This window comes from Sporofaciens musculi (assembly GCF_009830285.1).
Classification (GTDB): Bacteria; Bacillota; Clostridia; order Lachnospirales; family Lachnospiraceae; genus Sporofaciens; species Sporofaciens musculi.
Genome location: NZ_WUQX01000001.1, coordinates 113,519 through 132,885 on the forward strand (window position 1 = coordinate 113,519; position 19,367 = coordinate 132,885).

Consider the following 19,367-nt stretch of genomic DNA (forward strand, 5'->3'; position numbering starts at 1 on the left):
TTTATTTCTTGTATGCGGTTTTCAAGGTACATGTTGACTGCTTTTTATCAGTCATTAGAAACCTGAATACTTAGCGAGGTCCCCACGAGCTTAGTATGAAGATTGTTCTAAAGCCTCTGCTTTAGAACTTCCTCTATTCAAATCTCTAATCACTGGTAAAACCAGTTATCAGAACAGCACTGCCCTGCTGATTGGGTTGGCGTTGATAAGTTGTTGCTCATCCTTGCCTGTATCTATACCTAAAGACTCGGCGTAATCTTATCTTACGCACTCTGTCGTTTCAGGATGTTCACCTTACCTTTGCTTGGTGAACCACTTAAAAATCCAAACTCGACCTGCGCTTCGCCTGTTCTCATTAAGATTTTTAAAGTCTGGCGGCCACCTGCTCTCCCACACCGTCTCCAGTGCAGTACCATCGGCCGCTTAAGGCTTAACCTTCGTGTTCGGGATGGGTACGGGTGTTTCCCTCAAACGCGTCGCCACCAGACATTGCCATCATGGCTTTTAACAGCCTTGACAACTAAACAATAGACAACAATCCCTTACTTCTTCTCTTTTTCCTTAGAAAGGAGGTGATCCAGCCGCACCTTCCGATACGGCTACCTTGTTACGACTTCACCCCAGTTATCGGTCCCACCTTCGACGGCTCCCTCCTTTCGGTTGGGTCACCGGCTTCGGGCGTTACTGACTCCCATGGTGTGACGGGCGGTGTGTACAAGACCCGGGAACGTATTCACCGCGACATTCTGATTCGCGATTACTAGCGATTCCAGCTTCATGTAGTCGAGTTGCAGACTACAATCCGAACTGAGACGTTATTTTTGGGATTCGCTTGCACTCACGTGTTCGCTTCCCTTTGTTTACGCCATTGTAGCACGTGTGTAGCCCTGGTCATAAGGGGCATGATGATTTGACGTCATCCCCACCTTCCTCCAGGTTGTCCCTGGCAGTCTCTCCAGAGTGCCCATCCTTAATGCTGGCTACTGAAGATAAGGGTTGCGCTCGTTGCGGGACTTAACCCAACATCTCACGACACGAGCTGACGACAACCATGCACCACCTGTCTCCCCTGTCCCGAAGGAAAACTCCCATTACGAAGCTGTCAGGGGGATGTCAAGATCAGGTAAGGTTCTTCGCGTTGCTTCGAATTAAACCACATGCTCCACCGCTTGTGCGGGTCCCCGTCAATTCCTTTGAGTTTCATTCTTGCGAACGTACTCCCCAGGTGGACTACTTATTGCGTTGGCTGCGGCACCGAATGGCTTTGCCACCCGACACCTAGTAGTCATCGTTTACGGCGTGGACTACCAGGGTATCTAATCCTGTTTGCTCCCCACGCTTTCGAGCCTCAACGTCAGTCATCGTCCAGCAGGCCGCCTTCGCCACTGGTGTTCCTCCTAATATCTACGCATTTCACCGCTACACTAGGAATTCCGCCTGCCTCTCCGACACTCTAGCATGACAGTTCCAAATGCAGTCCTGGGGTTGAGCCCCAGCCTTTCACATCTGGCTTGCCAAGCCGTCTACGCTCCCTTTACACCCAGTAAATCCGGATAACGCTTGCCCCCTACGTATTACCGCGGCTGCTGGCACGTAGTTAGCCGGGGCTTCTTAGTCAGGTACCGTCATTTTCTTCCCTGCTGATAGAGCTTTACATACCGAAATACTTCATCGCTCACGCGGCGTCGCTGCATCAGGGTTTCCCCCATTGTGCAATATTCCCCACTGCTGCCTCCCGTAGGAGTCTGGGCCGTGTCTCAGTCCCAATGTGGCCGGTCACCCTCTCAGGTCGGCTACTGATCGTCGGCTTGGTAGGCCGTTACCCCACCAACTACCTAATCAGACGCGGGCCCATCTTACACCACCGGAGTTTTTACCACCAAACCATGCGGTTTTGTGGTCTTATGCGGTATTAGCAGTCATTTCTAACTGTTATCCCCCTGTGTAAGGCAGGTTGCCCACGCGTTACTCACCCGTCCGCCGCTCAGTCACAAGAATCCTCATCCGAAGAATCGTATTCATGTGCTTCGCTCGACTTGCATGTGTTAGGCACGCCGCCAGCGTTCATCCTGAGCCAGGATCAAACTCTCGTCTAAAAAGCTTAGGTTTGGTCTTTCACAAACCTTAGCGTTTAGACGCTACACAGTTCTTAGCGAGGTTTCCCACGAGCTTAGAGCTGTGTAGCATCCTTCCGTTTAATCTCGGTCAAGAAAAATGCTCGCTTTTTCTTTTCCCGTTATTACTGTTTATAAGGTTGGTTTTAAACTTCTGAGCCATCCGGCTAAGCCAGATTTTTTTCATTTAAAACCACGTTCTGAAATTTCTCTCAAGAAATTTTCAGGGTTGTTGTCTATTGTTTAATTATCAAGGTTCTTTGCTGTTCGTTGTTCTCTTGCGACAGCTATATTAGATTATCACATCTTTCGTCGCTTGTCAACAACTTTTTTTAATTTTTTGTTTTCTTTTTCTCAAAGCCTTTCTTTCAATGCTTTTCCAGAAAACTCCATCGCATACCCGCGACAGTTGTTAATATTATCACCTTTCATTTTAAAAGTCAACCCCTTTTTTCATTTTTTTATTTTTATTTTCTTTAATATTTCCTCTATACATTAATGGACGAAGTCCACCAGCCCGAAAGGCATGTATTACGGTGTGCCCTTTAGGTATACTTTGTTGGATGAAGTCCACCCAAAGGGTATGCATTACAGTGTGCTCAAAGGCACGCTATGATTTATACTCCTGACAGGACCTATAGTCTTCGCCAACCAAGCTATTAAAAAATCGTAACATCCAGGCTTCTTCCCCCTGTCTGTTACGATTCGTTTTTCATCTGAAATTATCTAAATAAAGTAGCCAGCTTCAAAATCGGATTATAATCATATAACACCTGTAGAAAACCATTTGCCTCTATCATCCTGAACATTTCTTTTCCAATTGTCGTCGTAAACATCAACGTAATAATTAGGAACAGAATCCATACAACAATCAGAGCTCCCAACACACCCATGAGTCCTCCTACCAGATGGTTCACCGCTCCAATTCCCGGAAGCTCAGCTACAATATCCAACGCAAATACAATCGCCCGAAAGATAATTGTCACCACCAGAAATGTACACAGGAAGGATACAATATCAATAAACAGCTTCGCCATGAAACTCCCCACATACTGTGCAAATGTCTTTACTCCCAACTGTTCATATATCTCACTGTTATTGTTCACTTTCAGCAGGCTCTTAAACACATCCGGTAAATCTGCATTCTGAATCGCCTCCATCTGCATCTCACGGGGAATCTCCGCCTCCTCAACAGCCTCTGCCGCCGACTTCTGCCCTGCAAGCAGACCATCAAGAACGCTGCTGGATATCCCGTATTTTGCAAGCTCGCTCTTGCTGATATTCCCATTCACGATATCTTCAACCGTAATCCCATACTGTGCAAGAGTATCCTCGTCAAGCCCTGCTGCACCCAGAGCTTTTCGTACCCCCTCCGCCGTCATTCCACCTTCGCTACCTCCCGTCAACTGAGACATTGCCGCATTAGCAATGGTATTACTCACCTGGGTCTCAATCGCTTCATCCAAAGGTGTAAATTTTACAATAGCATCTGACACATAGGGTGTTGCGAAAAATACGACTAAAAAAGTAATTAGTGTCGTCACAAGTGAAACCAGAATCTTAACGGCGCCTCTAACGGCACCTACCACTATAGAAATCAGAAAGATTATCATTACTGTAATCAACAACCAATTCATATCTTCTCCTTATTTTACCAGCCGGACCTTCTTCATCCCGTCTGCACTCATCACAATGTATTTATTTACGCCCGCCACTGGAAAAATCTCCATGATGTTATATTCCATCTCTCCGTCGAACTTCTGTATTCCATTTCTCATAAAGATACTGCATTTCTTACCGTCATACATAATTACCTGTCTTTTGCACAGCTTCACATTGCTGTAATCTCCGGTAAAATCCTTGGAAATGACTACCTTTCCGTCTCCATTATACAGGCGCAGCTCATACCCTTCTTTCCCTTCATTCTTGAGAATCAGGCCAATATAATGTTCATTGTGGATTACGCTTTTAATCTCTTTGTCAAGTGCAATCTGTACTTTTTCTTCCGGAACCTCTTTTCCCTGATAAATAGCCAGACAGTTATCCCCTACCGCGGCAGACGTATCCTCATCAAGAAAAAATCCTGACGCCATGACCGTATCCTTATATTCATGACTGCTCACCTGATTATCCGTCTTTTCTTTTCCTGTCTCGCCAAAATTATAATACATAACCTTCGAGGTCATCGCTCCGTCCTGGGTGTAAAAATACAGAACCTGCATCACCTTTCCATCCTCTGACAGAGCAATATCCAAGGGGTAGCCTGTCCCCACAGAGGATGTCTTGTGCTCCACCAGTAGATTGCCTGCAATATCATAACACATAATCTCCGCCGAGGTATCATTCTTAAGTATCGCACCTACAATTCCCTGCTCAGAAACACTCACCTTCTCGATGGGCATCGCCGTATGAATCTCTCCTTTAACCCCATCCTCCTGGATGACCAGGATATCATTCCCACCCTTGTCTGCAACCACAGCCGATGAATTCCCCGCCTCAATATATGGATTCTTAATTTGATAGGAGTGGTTCCACTGCTCCTCCCCTTTTTGGTCAAGATAGGAAATCCCGTCCCTGCTATATTTCAGTATTCCGTCCGCAAACTCTCTGTAACTGTTGTTGGCTGTCCCTCCATTATTGTATTCATCCGTCACACGCACCTGGCTGTATGTCTGAAGATTCACCAGAAGATAGACCCCTGCTGCCGCTGCCAGCAACACTATAATGCCTACAATCCATCTGCGCCTTAAGAATCTCCTATGCCTTCTGCCAGAATCTTCTAACTCACTCTGAAAATCATCCTCATTATTCAATTCGTCTAAAATCTCTCTTACAATCCTGTCCGTTGGATCTTCCTGTTCTCTGACAACATGAAGGTTTCTATCTCTTTGCCGTTTCATTCATCTCCCCTTCATTGCTATTCATTCGTATACTTTCTTTTAAAGTTCTATTTATTGTAACATATTTTACCGCTAAGGTAACAATAATTTTTGTCCGATATAGATTAAATTGCCGTCTGACAGACCGTTCATCTTACAGATTGCCTTAACATGGGACGTGTCTCCATATAATTTTACACTAATGCTGTCTAAGGTATCTCCCTTCTGCACAACATAATAATTCTCATTTCCAAGCTGCTCCTGTATTGTAGACGGGTCCGGAACCGTACCGCCCGTCTCTGCCGTTTCCTCCGCTTTCTCCACGCTCTCTGGTTCCCCTGTATTGGTTTCCTCAATAGGCTGGCCTGCAGGAACTGCCGCCTGATCCTCACTGACAGTCTTTGTCGTGCTCTCCGGCTGGTTGACCGATTGGGACAAAGACTCCAGGGAATCCTGAACCGCCTCCATCTTATCAAAATTATTCACCGTTGAGATGCCGATGGCAAGCACCACCACCACAAGCAATGCGCTGGTGGCATAGATTAGCCTTGAGCTCTGCCTCTCCTTCTCCTCAATCCTTGCTCTGACAGTGCTGCGGAAATCCTTCGCCGCCCGATCCTCTACCACCTCACAGGGAATTACGCCGTTCTGTTTACGCGTCATGATCATGTAGTTCTGCATATCTGGATTCTTCTCATAGTAAATGTAATGTCCATCCATCTGCACCAGGTCTCCATTTCTGTAAGAATAGAAAGTTTCTTCCTGATCCAGCGCATCCTTCCAAATGAATACCGTATTATCTCTCGCAAAATTTCTATGATGAATTCTTTTAATCTCCCTATCCTGCCGCGAAGGATGTCCATTCTCAATCAGACACCATCCCACCGACTCACTGGAAGGGAAATATTTCTTTCGTTCTTCATCCAGTCCCTTAAAGGTTTCTTTTTCTATGACAATCTCCGTACCGTTCATTCGGACATCCCTGATCCCCATTGCTCCGGATATGCACACCACATCCTGTCCTTCCAGCTTTAGTATCTCACCAATGAGGATAACTCCAACAGGGGTTTCCTCCGCCTGCTGCTGAAGCTGATTCAGATAAATATCCACATAATCTTCCACGTATATCTTAGGCTCGTCACCGACATTGCCTATCTGCCTTACGTTTTTCGGAAATTGTCTTTCCATACACTCGTCACCTCATTTTGCATATTTTTGCTAATGATAGCATATGGATTTTGCATATTTTATCAATCGGTGGGGCTTGTCCCTGGAAATTTCCGGCACGTTGCAGTTATTTTCGACGGGTTGTCTCAAACATAACACAATACTTGTCAATTTTTATATTTTATCATGAGAAGACGGGATTGTAAATCTATGAACCATAAAAACAGGCTGTCCGAAATAACATTTTCAGACAGCCCTTTATCAGCTATGAAGGTTATAAGAAATAACCTTTATTGTTCAATCAATCTTCTACTTTACGAATGTCTTTACCTTCTCGTAAATGCTTTCTGCATCCAGACCATACTTCTGAATCAACTGTACTGCCGGTCCTGATTCTCCGAATACATCGTTAATGCCAATCTTCATTACCTTTGCAGGCGCTTTCTCTGCAACTACATCGCAAACTGCGCTTCCAAGGCCGCCTATCACAGAATGTTCTTCCACAGTCACAATCTTTCCGGTCTTTTCTGCCGCTTTTATAATCGCTTCCTCATCAAGCGGCTTAATTGTATGAATGTTAATCACGCCCGCACTGATTCCGTCTGCCGCCAGCTTCTCAGCCGCAGCCAGAGACTCGGATACCGTAAGTCCGGAGGCTATAATCGTAACGTCTGTTCCTTCTCTTAAGGTAATTGCCTTACCAAGCTCGAACTTATAGTCCTCATTGTCGTTAATCACAGGAACCGCAAGTCTGCCAAACCGGAGATACACAGGCCCCACATGCTCATAAGCCGCCTTTACCGCTGCCTTTGCCTCCACGTCGTCAGAGGGGTTAATCACAACCATTCCTGGTATTGTCCGCATCAGAGCAATATCCTCATTACACTGATGAGTGGCTCCATCCTCTCCTACAGAGATTCCGGCGTGAGTTGCGCCAATCTTAACATTCAGTTTCGGATATCCAATAGAATTACGCACCTGCTCAAACGCCCGTCCTGCTGCGAACATGGCAAATGTGCTTGCAAAAGGAACCTTGCCTGTTGCCGCGATTCCTGCCGCAACTCCCATCATATTGCTCTCTGCAATTCCACAGTCAATGTGACGCTCTGGAAAAGCCTTCTTAAATACGCCCGTCTTTGTTGCTGCCGCAAGGTCAGCGTCCAGAACAACGATATCTTTGTGCTCATTTCCTAATTCGGCTAAAGCATTGCCGTAGCTTTCTCTTGTTGCGATTTTCTTTACATCTGACATAATGCTTCACCTACTTTCTCTAAATCTGCCATTGCAACCGCATACTGCTCGTCATTCGGGGCATTGCCATGCCATGCCGCCTGATTCTCCATAAAGGAAACGTCCTTGCCCTTGACAGTCTTCGCAATAATCGCTGTTGGCTGTCCTTTTGTCTCCCTTGCCTCTTTAAAGGCTGCAGCAATTTCATCGAAATCATTTCCGTTAATATTAATTACATGGAAATTAAATGCCTCAAACTTCTTGTCAATCGGATATGGAGAGTTGACCTCGTCAATCGGACCATCAATCTGAAGATTGTTGTTGTCCACAATTACAACAAGGTTGTCCAGCTTCCTGTGAGCCGCAAGCATGGAAGCCTCCCATACCTGGCCCTCCTGAATCTCACCGTCTCCAAGCAGCGTGTATACACGGTAATCATCTTCTGATAACTTGGCGGAAATTGCCATTCCTACCGCCGCAGAGATTCCCTGACCAAGAGAACCACTTGACATATCCACGCCCGGAATGTGCTTCATATCTGGATGTCCCTGCAGATATGAGCCTACCTTACGCAGCGTTGTAAGATCCTCCACCGGAAAGAATCCCCTGTGGGCCAGCGTAGAATAATATCCCGGCGCCGTGTGTCCCTTTGACAGCACGAAGCGGTCGCGCTCCGCCTTCTTCGGGTCCTTCGGGTCTATGTTCATTTCCTCAAAAAAAAGATAAGTGTAAATATCTGCCGCGGACAGAGAGCCGCCCGGATGTCCGGATTTCGCACTGTGTACGGCTGTAACAATGCTTTTGCGAATCTCGTTCGCTGTTTTCATTAACTCCAATTTGTTCATTTTGAACCTCCTAAATAATTAATGCAATCCTGAAAGCCCCACCCACTATATGACACAGAGATTTCGCTCATACATCCTACTCACCAAATACAGCTTTATAGTCAGCCTGGAATTTTGCGATCCCCGCGTCTGTCAGAGGATGCTTTGTCATCTGCTCAATCACAGAATATGGAACGGTGGCAATATCCGCACCTGCCAAAGCGCAGTCCGTCACATGCATTGTATGGCGCACGCTTGCAGCAATGATCTCTGTCTCAATCCCTGCAACCTGGAAGATCTGTGCAATCTCTGCAATCAGGTCTGTTCCTCTTACGGAAATGTCGTCCAGACGTCCCAGGAATGGTGACACGTATGTTGCGCCGGCCCTTGCAGCCAGAAGCGCCTGATTTGCCGTGAAGATTAGCGTTACGTTTGTCTTGATTCCCTCCTCCGTCAACTTCTTACATGCCTTCAAGCCTTCTACCGTCATTGGAATCTTAACAACCATGTTCGGATGAATCTTCGCAATCTCTCTTCCTTCTGCAATCATCCCTTCTGCATCCACAGTCGTAGCCTTCACTTCGCCGCTGATTGGGCCGTCTACGATGGAGGCAATCTCTGCAATTACTTCCTCAAAAACCCTGCCCTCTTTTGCGATGAGAGATGGATTCGTCGTCACTCCGCAGATGACCCCCATGTCATTTGCTTTCCTGATATCCTCTACCTTCGCTGTGTCAATGAAAAACTTCATGTTTTTTCCTCCTTTTTGATTTGACATTTGTGATACATTGCTGGATTTCCCATATGCTTAAATTATAACTTATTTTGTAAGCTTTGGTCAATAGTCTGGATTTTTATTAATAATTTTTGAAATTAATAAAAATTAAATATTAATACTTATCAATTTCTGTTTCTAAATTATCCATATATTAATCCCCAAAGCCTATCCCTTAATCATGGTCATAAAATGCAAAATCTCACAGATTATTATTAATAATCTGTGAGATTGCATTAATTTTTTCCTTTTTTCTCCCTTTTTCCGGATTCTTTCGCATACCCTGTCGTCCCTCTCACAATCAACTGAGGTTCGTACTCTACATGATAGGTGCTAATCGGCTCAATATCGGAATATGGCGACGTGTGCGACGCAATTTTCTTCATAATAATATCACAGGCATCCCTCCCTTTAAAGATGACGAAATGCTCTATGGTCGTCAAATCCACCTTATGCATACGGGCAAACAGCGTGTTATCGCAGCCCATAACAGACATATCTGACGGAACCCGAAGCTTTGCCTCGTGCAGCGCATCCAGAATCCCAAATGCAATCATATCGTTTAGCCCTACAATAGCCGTAATCCCCGACCTCTCCTTAAGCAATTCCTGTGTTAAATCAAAACCAATCTTGTACTCTGAATCAATATGCGCAACATTCAAGTCAATCTCCTCTTTTGCCGCTTTGATAATCACATTCGCCTTTAACCCCGCCTTCTCATACTCCTTAAGAAACCCCTCAACCCGCTTAGAGCGCTGTTTCTGACGGGCGGTTAGAGGCGGCGCAATATAGGCCACCCTCCGATGCCCCAAATCCAGCAAATGCTTCGCCATGATACGCCCCAATTTGGAATTGTCCAGCTCAACCGCGTCAACATCCATTTTCTCATTCTGGTTGTTTACAATCGCTACTGGAATCTTCTGTGCCAGCTCCGTCACAAGCTCCATGAAGCAATGGCTGGGATTACAGGTATAGATGATTCCCAATGGACGAAGCTCCCACATCATTTTCAGATACCGCTCCTCCATTCTCAAATCCCGCTGGGTGTTGCACACAAAAAGTCCGAAGCCCTGCTCCTTCGCACGAAGCTCAATCCCCTGCAGCAGCATCACATAATAGGGGTTCGTCAGATTAGAGCAAAATACTACCAAAAGCTTCTCTTTCTTTACCCCTTTTTTCGTCTTGCGCTTTGGAGGGACATAACCTAACTCCTTTGCCGCATGTTCTACCTTATCTATGGTTTCCCTGGAAAAAGAAACATTGTATTTCTTATTCAAGACCATCGACACGGTAGACTGGGAAACTCCCGCTGCTTTTGCGATATCTGTAGATGTGACTTTCTTCTTCATCCTTCCACCTCTCAAAGCTGTGTTCGTCCCTCCAACGCCCGAAGCAGGGTCACCTCGTCGATATATTCCAAATCCCCGCCCACAGGCACACCGCTTGCAATCCTGCTGACCTTGATTCCTGCAGGCTTAATCAGCTTACTGATATACATTGCCGTAGTCTCCCCCTCCAAGCTTGAATTCGTCGCAATGATTACCTCCTCCACATCCCCTGAAAGACGTTCAATCAATTCTTTAAGCTTAATATCCTCCGGCCCGATTCCAAGCATGGGGGAGATTGCCCCATGAAGCACATGGTAAACGCCGTCATATTTTCCGGTCTTTTCATACGCCGCCAGGTCGCGGGTATTCTCCACCACCATCACCGTCCTGTGGTCCCTCTTGTTGTTACTACAGATAGGGCATAACTCCTGGTCAGTCAGCGTACAGCAGGACTTACAGTAGCGCACGTTCTTCCTTGCCTCCACCATTGTTGATGCAAGACGCTCCACATCCTCCACAGACATATGTATCAAATGAAAAGCCAGCCTTGCCGCTGACTTTGATCCTATGCCTGGGAGACATGATAATTCTTCAATTAACCTGCTTATCTGGTTACTATAGTAATCCATCCCTTACACCCCTGTGTTAAAATAGACCCGGAAGTTGTCCGCCCATACCGCCGGTAAACTTCGACATTGCTGAAGCAGAAGCCTCGTCAACTTTCTCAAGGGCCTCGTTTACCGCCGCCACAATCAGATCCTCAAGCATCTCAATATCATCTGGATCTACCACTTCTTCATTCAGGCTAATCTTAACAAGCTGCTTTGTACCGGAAACCGTAGCCTCCACCGCACCGCCGCCGGCAGTTGCGCTAAATTCCTTTGTCTCCATCTCCTTCGCCTGCTCCTCCATCTGACGCTGCATCTTCTGTGCCTGCTTCATCAGATTCGCCATATTACCCGGCATACCTCCGCCGCCCGGAAATCCACCTCTTTTTGCCATAAGTCCATATCCTCCTGAATTCTATTTTTATTCTTCTATCGTAATCTCCATGTTAATCAGATTCTCCAGATTCTCAATATCCACAAAATGCTCCTCGAATCTTCTGCCTTCCTCCATCTGACGCACTTCAATCTCCACCTGTTTTCCAATCTTCTCCTGAATTAGATTCTCAATTTCCGCCCTATGTTCATCAGAACCAACCACTCCGGCGCTCATCTCATCCGGCAGCACCAGCAGCAGACGGTTTCCTTCCCCAGCGCTAAGCCGCGCTTTTTTAAGGTAAATCCTAAGCATGGGTGACGCATCATTTGCAATCGTGCGGAAATCCTTTGCAACTGCCTTGACATCTTCATTCAACGCCTTGGGAAGCTTGGGCTTTGGCTGCCCTGCCTGTGCATCCTCCTCTCGGTCAACATAGACCATTTTTGCCTGAGATGGCTGTACGGTTATGCCTGCCTCCAACTGCTTCTCCACCGCCCGAAGCCGATCCAGCAAAGCATCCTGGTTGGTATCCATCGCCGGCTTACACAGCTTAATCAGCGCCACCTCCAGAAGCACCCGTTTCTGTGTTGCATACTTCAACTGATTGGTAAGCTCAGAGAAAATCCGGATGTACCGAATCAGAGTATCGCTGTCTATCATCTGTGCTTCTTCTTTCAACTGGACGAGATTCTCTTTGGACACATCCAGAATGTCCTCCATATGCTCCGACCCCTGCACCAACAGAAGGTTCCTCAGATACCAGGTAAAATCTGCCGCCAACTGTGACAGCTCCCTTCCCTGCATCACAAGCTCCTCCACCGTCTCAATCACCCGATGTACATCCATGGCAATCAATTCCCGCAAAAGCCTGCTGAACACCTCTGTATCCACAGCCCCCATAACCTCCAGAACATGATCATAGGTCAGCCGTTCTCCGATATAGAACGCCACACACTGATCCAAAAGGCTCAGAGAATCCCGCATAGACCCGTCGGCCATCTTCGCAATATAGCGGACTGCCTTCTCCTCCACGTCCAACTGCTCTTTTCCGATTAACTCCTTAAGCCGCTCGGATATTGTCTCAATGGTAATCCTCTTAAAATCATACCGCTGACACCGGCTCAGGATTGTAATAGGAATCTTGTGGGCCTCTGTGGTCGCCAAAATAAAAATTACATACTCCGGCGGCTCCTCCAGCGTCTTTAACAGTGCGTTAAACGCCCCTATAGAAAGCATATGGACTTCGTCAATAATATAGACCTTGTACCGCCCCTCCGTGGGACGGTATGCCACTTCCTCCCGAATCTCACGGATATTGTCCACACCGTTATTGGAGGCCGCATCAATCTCAATCACATTCATGGACGCCCCTGACCCAATAGCCCTGCACGTAGCACACTCCCCGCAGGGGCTTCCATCTATAGGATGCTCACAGTTCACCGCTTTTGCAAATATCTTGGCAACAGAAGTCTTTCCTGTTCCTCTGGTTCCGCAAAACAGATAGGCATGACCGATACGGCCTGCCTTAATCTGATTCTTCAAGGTCTTCACTATGGCATCCTGCCCTTTCACATCCTCAAATTCATCCGGACGAAACTTCCGGTATAATGCCATATATGACATTTTTACACTCCCCTTATATTCTCCCAAAAATATTATTTTATGCCGAAGCTGATTCCAGTCATCTCAGCCTCTTTAATAATACTGGACTTAGGATCTACATACTTAAGCTTTCCTGCAACCTCTGAGAGCGGTACGCGGACAATATCATTCTTCTTAACGCCAAGCATGTATCCATAGTCGCCGTCCAGAATCGCCTCTGCCGCTGCCGCACCCAGACGCGTTGAAAGTACTCTGTCATACGGACAGGGAGAACCGCCTCTCTGGGTATGTCCTGGAACCGTAATACGCACCTCCTGGTCTGTTTTCTTCTGAATCTTCTCAGCCACCTCGTAGGCAACAGACGGGTATTTCTGCTTCTCCTTCTTTGCCTTCAGCTCTTTCTTGGACAGCTTCGCATCTTCTTTGGAAATAGCGCCCTCTGCAACCGCAATAATCGTAAACTTCTTGCCTGCGGCTTTCCGTTTGTTGATCGCATCAACCACAACATTAATATCATAAGGAATCTCTGGAAGCATGATAATATCAGCGCCGCCGGCAATTCCGGCATGCAGAGTTACCCACCCTACTTTATGGCCCATAACCTCTACGATAAATACACGGCTGTGGGATGTTGCGGTGGTATGAATCTTATCAATAGTATCTGTGGCAATATCAACCGCGCTCTGGAAGCCAAAAGTCATATCCGTTCCCCACAGGTCATTGTCAATCGTCTTCGGAAGGGTTATGACATGCAGCCCTTCTTCTCTCAGCATATTCGCCGTCTTGTGTGTACCATTTCCTCCAAGCACAACCAGGCAGTCCAGGTTCAGCTTGTGATATGTATGCTTCATAGCTTCCACCTTGTCCAAACCATTCTCATCCGGCACCCGCATCAGCTTAAACGGCTGTCTGGAGGTTCCAAGGATTGTTCCTCCTACAGTCAATATTCCTGAAAAATCTCTGGATGTCAGCATCTTAAAGTTTGAATAGATCAGTCCCTTGTATCCCTCCTGGAATCCATAAATCTCTACATCATCCCTCTTGGAACAAATTCCCTTCACAACACCGCGCATGGCAGCGTTCAAAGCCTGACAGTCTCCTCCGCTTGTAAGCATTCCTATTCTTAACATGTGGCGCTCCTTTCCTCTTTTCCGTCGTTCTACTTTCTTTGTGTTATTTGAGCAGCGTTACCCTGCGCTGCTGAACACTTATTCTGATTATAACCTATTTTCAGTGTACATACAATATCCTCTTTTGTTCCTCAATCCTTTCCCATTTACATATATATTCCCTCTTGACAAAGGTGTTATAATGTAAATGAGAACATAATTGAACAATTCTTTTCGTAAATGTTCAGTTAGAAAGAGGTATTACAGTGGATAAATTAGACGTAAAACTATGGAAGCTGGCTGCCAGAGGCCAGATTGTACCAAAGCGTTCCCTACTTAAAACTCCTCGGCAGATTGAAGCAATCAAGAAAAGCGCAGCCCTCAACACCGCCGTATTAGACCATGTTGCATCCCATATCCACGAAGGCATGTGTACAGAAGAAATAGACCGTCTGGTCTATGACTTTACAACAGAACACGGCGGCATCCCTGCCCCCCTTAATTATGATGGATTTCCCAAAAGCGTATGTACCTCCCTTAATAATGTCATCTGCCATGGGATTCCAAGTGAGTACGAGATTCTGCAAGACGGCGACATTCTCAATGTAGACGTATCCACCATCCTGGACGGCTATTACTCCGACGCATCACGAATGTTCACCATCGGGAATATCTCGCCAGAAGCCGAAAGACTTGTGCGCGTGACTCAGGAATGTGTAGAGCTTGGACTAAAAGCCGCAAAACCTTGGGGACACCTGGGCGATATTGCATATGCCATCAATACTCATGCAAAAAAACATGGCTATTCTGTTGTGGAGGATATTGGAGGACACGGAATTGGACTGGACTTCCATGAAGAACCTTTTGTCAGCTACGTAACTCCGAAAGGCAGCGAGATGGTTCTGGTGCCTGGTATGATGTTCACCATCGAGCCTATGGTCAACGAGGGCAGTCCGGACTTTTTCGTTGACGAGGACGACGACTGGACCGTTTATACAATCGACGACGGCTTGTCCGCACAGGTGGAGTATATGGTGCTTGTCACAGACAGTGGTATTGAAGTACTGTCAAAATAAAAATATGATGAGCAAAACAAAGAGCCGGAAACCTGTTAGATTTCTGACTCTTTGATATTGTCTTATATATCTAGCTTCACATCTATGCCGTTTTCCTGCTTTTCTGAATCATCCTTCCCGTTCTTCTTTTCTACGCTGTCCTTTTGTAACTGCTGAGAACTTTCTACGGTAGGGTTCTTTGGCTGTACAATTTCATCCTGTACAATCTCTTTTTTCTCTCCATCCTCTGTAATCTCGATCTGCGCATAACTGTTCATTGGCTTCGCCATCGTCGCTATTAAAGCAAACAGTAACACAAAAATAGAGGGCGCACTCACGCCCTCTCCTTATCCGCACAGCACCAACGCTGAATACGCTCCCATATTCACCACCACTTCTCCATCCTCTACCAGATATTCTTCATAATCCACAGAATATCCCTCCTGGTAAGAATACATCAGCTTCTCCATCCTGCATTTCATCGGCACCTCGGCAAGCCACGCCGGCACAGTCACCTCGGCAAGCTCACTTCGGTTATTAATAATCACAACAATCCTGTCATCTCCCTGGAATCGTCCATAAGCAAGTATATTATGTTCATCCCCGTTCGACACCTTAATTGAACCATTCAATATGTTCAGCGAGCCCGTCAGCAGAGCCGGATGCTCCTTGTGAATCCGAATCATTTCCTTATGAAAAGCAATCAACTCCCGATTCTCATGCCCCCAGGGATATGTCCGCCTGTTATCCGGATCTGTAAATCCGCAGACTCCCGCCTCGTCTCCATAATACACCGTGGGCGCGCCAATCCACGTCATCTGCATCACCACCGCCTCACGCATGACAGCCAGGTTCACATACTCATTGGCCGCCTCCGGCCCTAGATGTTCCACCCGCCCCACCATATAATTCGTACGAGTCAGAAATCGGGAATGATCATGGTTGGACAACTCATTCATGGCCACCTGAAGCGACGGTGTCAGCATGTTCCCCATATGGTGTGTAATCGAACCAACAAAATTATCTGTGTTTCCCCGAAGCTCCTCCCGCTGTTCGTCACTGTGCTTCTCCATCCCCGTCAAAAACCAGGTAACAGGCTCCATAAACGCATCATAGTTCATCACAGTATCCCACTCGTCCCCCTGAAGCCACTCGCTGGGGTCGCCGTAGTGCTCTGCCAGAATCAGCGCATCAGGATTCGCGTCCTTGACAGCCTTGCGGAACTTCTTCCAGAACAGATGATTATACCCGTTCGTCTGTCCTAAGTCAGCCGCCACGTCAAGCCTCCACCCATCCACATTGTAAGGCGGAGACACCCATTTTCTTCCTATATATAAAATATAATTCTCAAGCTTCACCGAATCCTCGTAATTAAGCTTCGGCAGCGTATCATGCCCCCACCATCCGTCATAAGCATGGTTGTAAGGCCAATTTTCCTCACTGTCATTAATAAAATGAAAATAACTCTTATAGGGACTCTTAGAAGAAACATAAGCCCCAGGCTCATAATCTTCCTGTCCCTCATAGATTCTCTCGCGGTCCATCCATTTATTAAACGAACCACAGTGGTTAAACACACCGTCCAGAATAATCTTCATTCCCCGCCTGTGCAGTTCTTCCACAAGTTCAATAAATAACTGGTTGCTGGCCTCCAGATTCTTAAGGTCTGTGACCCGCTTTTGATACTTCGTCGCCTTGCGGTTCTTAGTCTCTCCCTCTGCAAGAACTTCGCCGCCGTCCTCGACAATCACCCCATAATGAGGGTCAATATAATCATAATCCTGAATATCATACTTATGGTTGGATGGGGAAACAAACAATGGGTTAAAATATAACACCTCCACCCCAAGGTCCTGCAAATAATCAAGCTTCTCCATGACTCCCTTAAGGTCGCCGCCATAGAACTCCCGAACTCCCATAGCGTCCGGATATTTGTCCCAGTCTGTCACCTTTCTGCTGTATCCGCCGATATAATAGTATTCATTCGTCTCAACATCATTGGACTTGTCGCCATTGTAGAAGCGGTCCGTAAAAATCTGGTACATCACCGCCCCCTTAGCCCAGTCTGGCGTGGAGAAGCCCGGAACGATAACAAAATTATAAAACTCTACAATCTCCTTGGACACACCGCATCTTCCATAGTAGTATGTTTCTTCCTCATCCTGAATCTCAAAACAGTAACGGAACGGATTCTCATTTAACCGCCATGTAATCACATAATAATCAAATTCGCTGTCGTTGCCGTTTCCTTTTTCCTTCTCCAAATCATACCCGCCAACAGCCGTCATCAGGCGTACTCTCTTAACATCATCCCTGGCTGTGCGGAAACGTAATCTCACAGATTCATTCTCACGGGGCTCCTGTGGAATAACATAACCTGCCGTCCCATCACAAAATAATGCCTGTATATTCATGCCATAATCCCCCTAATTATTATTTGTGTACTCTTTCACTAAGCTTCCGAAACCTCTCCTGCAAATAATGATTCAAATTCTTCCCTGGAAATCTTCTCCTTCTCCAACAACAAGTCTGCACATGCATGAAGAACATCGTCATATTTCTTAATCACATCCCTTGCCCTGTTATAACACTCATCAATAATCCGTTTCACTTCCAGATCGATGGTTGTCGCCACACTCTCCCCATAGCCTCTTGACGCATGGGCAAGGTCCCTGCCGATAAATACCTCGTCGCTGTCATTGTCATAATTGATTAAGCCAACAGCCTCGGACATACCAAATTTTGTAACCATGGACTTGGCAAGGCTGGTCGCCTGCTTGATATCCTGGGATGCACCGGTAGTAATGTCATCCAGCACCTCCTCTTCTGCCACACGTCCCCCAAGTGCGACAGTGATATCCTGTAACATTTTTCCCTTTGTGTTAAACATCTCGTCATTCTCCGGCAGCGGCATGGTATATCCTCCTGCCCCTCCGGTTGGGATAATTGACACGCTGTAGACCGGACCCACATCCGGAAGCACATGGAACAAAATCGCATGTCCCGCCTCGTGAAATGCAGTAATCCGCTTCTCCTTATCTGAAATCACCCGACTTTTCTTCTCCGCGCCGATTCCCACCTTGACAAACGCCCGCTTGATATCCTCCTGTTTCAGATAGATTCGGTTCTCCTTAGCAGCCAGAATCGCCGCCTCGTTCAGCAAGTTCTCAAGGTCTGCCCCTGTAAAGCCTGCTGTCGTCTGGGCAATCTGTCTCAAATCAATCTCCTCGCTAAGAGGCTTGCCCTTTGCATGAACCTTAAGAATCTCCTCTCTGCCCTGGATATCCGGTCTTCCCACCATAACCCGACGGTCAAATCTTCCTGGACGCAGGATAGCGGGGTCCAGAATATCCACACGGTTCGTAGCTGCCATCACAATGACGCCCTCATTGACACCGAATCCGTCCATCTCAACCAGAAGCTGGTTCAGCGTCTGCTCTCTCTCATCATGGCCGCCGCCCATACCTGTGCCTCTCCGTCTTGCTACAGCGTCAATCTCATCAATAAAAATAATACACGGAGAATTCTTCTTAGCCTCCTCAAACAAATCCCTGACACGGGACGCACCCACGCCGACGAACATCTCTACAAAGTCGGAACCTGAAATCGTAAAGAACGGAACTCCCGCCTCTCCCGCAACAGCCTTGGCAAGCAGAGTCTTTCCGGTTCCCGGAGGGCCTACCAGCAGCACGCCCTTAGGAATCCTTGCGCCAACCTGAATATATTTCTTGGGAGATTTCAGAAAATCCACAATCTCCTCCAATTCCTCCTTCTCCTCCTTAAGACCCGCAACCTGAGAAAATGTAATATTCTTGTCACCGCCCATACTCATCCTGGCACGGCTCTTGCCAAAGTTCATGGCCTTGGCGTTCGCCCCGCCGCTCTGGCGGTTCATAACGGTAAAGATCAGCATGACTCCCAATAGCGTTAGCACTACCGGCATAACCACTGTCACGAACCAACTGTCCTCATGGACATCCGGCATCTCATAGCTTACATTCTTCTCCTTCAGATAATCCTGAACCTCATTGACATCCGAAACATAGAGATATTTCAGCTCACCCTCCTTATCCTTAATCTCAAGCTCTACCCGTCCTGTGGGCACATTCTTGTTCTGGTTGACAACAACCTTTCCCAGAGAGTCGCTTGTAACCAGTTCTTCAAATTCCTTCCAGTTGATTTCTTCTTCCTTCTGGTCGAACTGATTGGTAAGCCACAATATCACGAACAGAAATACTACTAATGTCAGAATCGTGGCACCGCTCAGCCCTCTTACCTTCCTATCATTCAAAGTCTCAAA

15 protein-coding genes and 2 rRNA genes are annotated in these 19,367 nt (G+C 46.7%); 1 reads left to right on the forward strand and 16 read right to left on the reverse strand.

The window, feature by feature from the left end; all coding sequences use genetic code 11:
- Positions 1 to 369: 369 nt before the first annotated feature.
- From rrf to GN277_RS00615, 13 genes are all read right to left on the reverse strand, one after another.
- Positions 370 to 487 (reverse strand): 5S ribosomal RNA (gene rrf, locus GN277_RS00555).
- Between the two features lie 78 nt (positions 488 to 565).
- A 16S ribosomal RNA gene (locus tag GN277_RS00560) occupies positions 566 to 2,096 on the reverse strand.
- Between the two features lie 740 nt (positions 2,097 to 2,836).
- Entirely contained in the window at positions 2,837 to 3,751 is a 915-nt protein-coding gene (locus tag GN277_RS00565; protein WP_159748975.1) for a CvpA family protein, read from the reverse strand.
- Between the two features lie 9 nt (positions 3,752 to 3,760).
- Positions 3,761 to 5,014 (reverse strand): DUF5711 family protein, encoded by a 1,254-nt coding sequence (locus GN277_RS00570; RefSeq protein WP_159748977.1) that lies wholly within the window; start codon positions 5,012 to 5,014, stop codon positions 3,761 to 3,763.
- Between the two features lie 72 nt (positions 5,015 to 5,086).
- Positions 5,087 to 6,181 (reverse strand): LysM peptidoglycan-binding domain-containing protein, encoded by a 1,095-nt coding sequence (locus GN277_RS00575; RefSeq protein WP_159748979.1) that lies wholly within the window; start codon positions 6,179 to 6,181, stop codon positions 5,087 to 5,089.
- A 288-nt stretch (positions 6,182 to 6,469) separates the two neighbouring features.
- On the reverse strand, positions 6,470 to 7,411 hold the full coding sequence (locus tag GN277_RS00580) for a transketolase family protein (RefSeq protein ID WP_159748981.1): 942 nt from the start codon (positions 7,409 to 7,411) through the stop codon (positions 6,470 to 6,472).
- Complete coding sequence (locus GN277_RS00585; protein ID WP_159748984.1) at positions 7,399 to 8,235, reverse strand: transketolase; 837 nt, start codon at positions 8,233 to 8,235, stop codon at positions 7,399 to 7,401. The genes GN277_RS00580 and GN277_RS00585 overlap by 13 nt, the downstream gene beginning before the upstream one ends.
- A 76-nt stretch (positions 8,236 to 8,311) precedes the next feature.
- Positions 8,312 to 8,965 carry a fructose-6-phosphate aldolase gene (fsa, locus tag GN277_RS00590; RefSeq protein WP_159748986.1) on the reverse strand — a complete coding sequence of 218 codons (654 nt, stop codon included), beginning with the start codon at positions 8,963 to 8,965 and terminating at the stop codon, positions 8,312 to 8,314.
- A 260-nt stretch (positions 8,966 to 9,225) separates the two neighbouring features.
- The gene (locus GN277_RS00595) at positions 9,226 to 10,338 is read right to left on the reverse strand and encodes a LacI family DNA-binding transcriptional regulator (RefSeq protein ID WP_159748988.1); all 1,113 of its coding nucleotides are present in this window, start codon (positions 10,336 to 10,338) and stop codon (positions 9,226 to 9,228) included.
- An 11-nt stretch (positions 10,339 to 10,349) separates the two neighbouring features.
- The gene (recR, locus tag GN277_RS00600) at positions 10,350 to 10,946 is read right to left on the reverse strand and encodes a recombination mediator RecR (protein WP_159748990.1); all 597 of its coding nucleotides are present in this window, start codon (positions 10,944 to 10,946) and stop codon (positions 10,350 to 10,352) included.
- Positions 10,947 to 10,962: 16 nt separating this feature from the next.
- Positions 10,963 to 11,319 (reverse strand): YbaB/EbfC family nucleoid-associated protein, encoded by a 357-nt coding sequence (locus tag GN277_RS00605; protein WP_159748992.1) that lies wholly within the window; start codon positions 11,317 to 11,319, stop codon positions 10,963 to 10,965.
- Between the two features lie 27 nt (positions 11,320 to 11,346).
- Positions 11,347 to 12,924 (reverse strand): DNA polymerase III subunit gamma/tau, encoded by a 1,578-nt coding sequence (gene dnaX, locus GN277_RS00610; RefSeq protein WP_159748994.1) that lies wholly within the window; start codon positions 12,922 to 12,924, stop codon positions 11,347 to 11,349.
- 32 nt (positions 12,925 to 12,956) lie between these two features.
- Complete coding sequence (locus GN277_RS00615; RefSeq protein ID WP_159748996.1) at positions 12,957 to 14,033, reverse strand: 6-phosphofructokinase; 1,077 nt, start codon at positions 14,031 to 14,033, stop codon at positions 12,957 to 12,959.
- A 245-nt stretch (positions 14,034 to 14,278) separates the two neighbouring features.
- On the opposite strand from GN277_RS00615, the gene map reads away from it, so the two are divergent.
- Complete coding sequence (gene map, locus GN277_RS00620; RefSeq protein WP_159748998.1) at positions 14,279 to 15,088, forward strand: type I methionyl aminopeptidase; 810 nt, start codon at positions 14,279 to 14,281, stop codon at positions 15,086 to 15,088.
- 62 nt (positions 15,089 to 15,150) lie between these two features.
- On the opposite strand, the gene GN277_RS00625 is transcribed toward map, so the two are convergent.
- From GN277_RS00625 to ftsH, 3 genes are read right to left on the reverse strand one after another with little or no spacing between them, the layout of a single operon-like run.
- On the reverse strand, positions 15,151 to 15,384 hold the full coding sequence (locus tag GN277_RS00625) for a hypothetical protein (RefSeq protein WP_159749000.1): 234 nt from the start codon (positions 15,382 to 15,384) through the stop codon (positions 15,151 to 15,153).
- A 30-nt stretch (positions 15,385 to 15,414) separates the two neighbouring features.
- Positions 15,415 to 17,481 carry a glycoside hydrolase family 13 protein gene (locus GN277_RS00630; protein WP_159749002.1) on the reverse strand — a complete coding sequence of 689 codons (2,067 nt, stop codon included), beginning with the start codon at positions 17,479 to 17,481 and terminating at the stop codon, positions 15,415 to 15,417.
- A 38-nt stretch (positions 17,482 to 17,519) separates the two neighbouring features.
- Complete coding sequence (ftsH, locus tag GN277_RS00635; protein WP_159749004.1) at positions 17,520 to 19,358, reverse strand: ATP-dependent zinc metalloprotease FtsH; 1,839 nt, start codon at positions 19,356 to 19,358, stop codon at positions 17,520 to 17,522.
- Positions 19,359 to 19,367 lie beyond the last annotated feature (9 nt).